1 protein-coding gene and 2 pseudogenes are annotated in these 3,326 nt (G+C 61.1%); 2 read left to right on the top strand and 1 reads right to left on the bottom strand.

The features are described 5' to 3' along the window. Positions 1–622 (bottom strand): annotated as a pseudogene (locus ACFWUY_RS41035) (ISAzo13 family transposase); the annotation flags it as partial. An 888-nt stretch (positions 623–1,510) separates the two neighbouring features. On the opposite strand from ACFWUY_RS41035, the gene ACFWUY_RS41030 reads away from it, so the two are divergent. Beyond that, positions 1,511–1,975: a hypothetical protein gene (locus tag ACFWUY_RS41030; RefSeq protein WP_384121962.1), complete on the top strand. Its 465-nt coding sequence runs from the start codon at positions 1,511–1,513 to the stop codon at positions 1,973–1,975. Positions 1,976–2,436: 461 nt separating this feature from the next. After that, a pseudogene (locus ACFWUY_RS41025) lies at positions 2,437–2,622 on the top strand (DUF2267 domain-containing protein); the annotation flags it as partial. Positions 2,623–3,326: the final 704 nt, after the last annotated feature.

The following is a 3,326-nucleotide window of genomic DNA, read 5'->3' as shown; positions in this document are numbered from 1 at the left end:
TTCGGATGCCACTCGCGGCCCCGTTCTTGTACTGCCCGACCAGCTCCTTCTTCTTGGTATCGACGCTGATCACCGGGTCGCCGGCGCCCATGTGGCCCTTGGCCTGGTCGTTGATGTGGCAAAACTGGGCATCCCGGTCGGGATGCTGAGCTCCCTCGAGATTCTTGGCGTTGGCCTGGAGACTGAACCCTTCCTCCCGTAGCAGGTCGGCGACGGTATCCGCCGAAACGCGGTGGCCCTGCCTGGTGAGCTCGCCGGCGAGTCTGCGGGTGGACTTCGTCGTCCATCGCAGCGGCGACATCGGATCCCCTCGCATGTCCGGCTCGACCAGCACCCACAGCGCGGGCCGCAGACCTGGATCCGCCTCGGCCGCCCGCTTGCGCCCGCCACCGGGACGGCGGACCCGGCCCGGCGGTTCCGCCCCCGCCTCCAATTCGTCCACTCCCTTGCGGACGGTGGTCTCGCTGACCTCGGCCGCCCGGGCGACCGCCCGGATCCCGCCGTGGCCCAGGATCCTGGCCTCGGCCCCCATCAGCAGTCGACGCTGCCGCTCGTCCAGGTGTGGGAACAACACCTGGAACCTCACCGCACGTTGACCACAGACCTCGTCAGATATGCGCATACCACACCAACGAGCCGAACCGCGGGAAGCAACACCTTGATTCTCTGCGAGCCCTAAGTGACCAAAGAGGCCTCCAGTTGCAGTGGTTCGAGACGTCAGACATCTCGAACCACTGCCCGAAGGCCTCGCCTGCTACCCGCAGCCAGCCGTCACCCAATCGGCGATCACTCTGGAGACCCTTAGTGGACACCCGACAGGCCCTGGCGACACACTCTCACCGCCAAGCCCCACGGCAAACTCCGTTCTGAAGCGAACAGCAAAGCGCGGCCCTCGCTATGGAGCACGGTTTACTCATCTGTGGCAACAGTAGCCGCCCTACCCTATCTATTGGCACTATGCATGTACTGCAATTTATGGGGTTTTGCAATCTCCATCGATTGGATAATCGTGAACTATGGCAAGTGTGGCTACTTTTCCTCGGCGCTGTTATTTCGGATTCCGTCGCGATCCGGTTACGAACGTGATTTCAGAGGCGTTTCCTCAGCGTCGTTATGACCGTGCTCAGTCCGTTTGGCGAGGGGCTCGGCCAAGCTTGAAGTCAGTACTGTCGTCGGACAAGGTGCACACCCTCGTGACCTGTCTAAGTCGGGTGCACTAGAGGCCGAGGAGCGTCTGTTCGCGACTTTGAATAGGACCTCGCCGCACCCTTCGCATCGCGCCGTAGTTGCGGTCTTACCTCACAGCAATCGCGCCCGAAGGACCAAGGTTGAGAAGCTCTTACTCTGCTTCAGGAATGTTCGTCACCTTACGTTCTCCCTGGGTTTAGCCATCAACCCTACGTTCCTCCCGACTGGGCGTCACTAGAGGGTTTCACTGTTAACTCGCAAGACGAAATTTTCACCCGATCTGCCAGGCGGGTTCGGTAATTTTATCCAGAAAGGCCACGTCATGCTATTCAATTTCGAATTGAAGACATCTAAGGCATTCCGTCCGATTGTTATCGGAATTGGCTCGACGATTCTGGCAACCACTGCCGCAATGACCCCGGCGGCAGCAGTGCCGAATTCGGCCACCGTTTCACCGTCGCCGTCGAGCTATTCCATCGTCGACAAAATGGCAGCCGCCGATGCGGCTGCGAACGTCAAAGGTTCCCCAACTAGGGAATCTGTGGTGGCAGGAGGGAAGCTGACGGGCGGCGAGTGGAAGAAGGTAGTCTCTGGCTGGGGGAAATACAATCGAGATTACATCGGCTGGATCAATGGAGGGAGGTACAACGCAGGAGAGTTTAAGTGTTACGTGAATGGCGTTAAATTTTCCTCCGGATCCCTCTCTGGGCATTTCACCTTGGTCGTTGCTGGTTACGGGTCCTGCTTCTTCTGGTCGCCCGTCAATACCGATTATGCGGTATTTTAACGCAAGTAGTGCTGGACGCTAAGCTTCTTCATAAGCAAGTCCAGACCTGCACGGCCAGCATGGCGATCGAACGTACCAGGGCGATAGTGCGGGTCGAATGTGTTCGCTGGCGCATTCGACTCGCACGTTAGATCAAAGCTTTAGTTAGCCGAGGCGAATCGGGAAGGTCACCCCGGCCAACCGGAGCTTCGATGTGTGCATGAGTCCACCACCGTCTACCTCGTCAAGTCGCCCACTCAGAAGAACATGGCAGGGGTAAGGAATAATTCCACTCCCGCCCACGGAGCTGTGCGGCTACTTCCCCAACCGTGTGCGGCGGTTGACGGTGCCCACCAGGCCTGATTCGATGCTGAAAATCGGCTGCAGCGGAACAAGGTACGGGCAGACTTCGAAGATCACCTGCCTGGGGACCATCGCTGAACTGGAGATGATGGTTGGGCTGGGCGACGGCCTGGCAACTCCTGTTCCCCGAACGTTTCGTGCGCGCCACCGCCGCATGGATCGAGGGAGCCACAGACGAGACCGCCCAGTGAGACATCGCCGCCGTGCTCAGCGCGGCGGCGGGCGCCGCCGACGAGGACGAAGAGCTCACGAACCGCATCCTGATGCAGCTTCCCCCAGGCTACGACGCGCTCCTCAGAGGGCCGACATCACTCCGACACATCGCCTCGGATCGGCCCGGAGGCTGGATCCGGGCAGCAGAGCGCCAGACTGCGAATCGTCACGCCGCCTCGTTTTCGTGCGGTCGCCTCCACGCCGTTCGATCAGCCGGGAGTCGGCTCCGATGAGCTTTCCCGGGTTTTCGATGCCGGCCCTGCGGAGGTGTCCGATGAGGTCCTGGTCGTTGTAGGGGATGCTGAGGATTGTACCGAGCACTGCCACGCACGGTGGTCCTGCGGCCCCTGTTCGGGACTCGTACCGCGTGGTGGCCCAGACCCATTCGCGGGTAGGCGCGGCCGATAGCCTCAGACCGCCTGCGTTCAGGAAGTCGGAGGCGAAGGCTCACATGTGCCGAGCACATGAAAGAGGTGGTGCCGCTGTCGCCACCGATGGCGCCGCCTGAGTCCTCTCGGCGCTACGGGTGGCCCCTGGTGGACGATCCAGAATCGATGGCTCTCCCGTGCGAGTTCGTGGCCTTTAGCGTCGGTGAACCGTCCTGTCACGTCGTAGATCCCGTCTGCCCTGAACCCCTCGAGTGGGGGCCTGACGGCGGCGATTAGGCCGTGTTTTAAGTCGGGTTCCAGTTCGCGCCTCGAGCGGTAATGATCACGGTGTGGGGCGTGGGGATCTTTCCGATGAGCAGTGGTCGGTGCTGGAGACGTTGTTGCCTGCGGCGGGGGTGAGTCGCAGG

The organism is Streptomyces sp. NPDC058664 (assembly GCF_042716635.1).
Classification (GTDB): Bacteria; Actinomycetota; Actinomycetes; order Streptomycetales; family Streptomycetaceae; genus Streptomyces.
The sequence above is the reverse complement of the archived record's forward strand: the minus strand, read 5'-3'. Positions and strand labels throughout refer to the sequence as shown.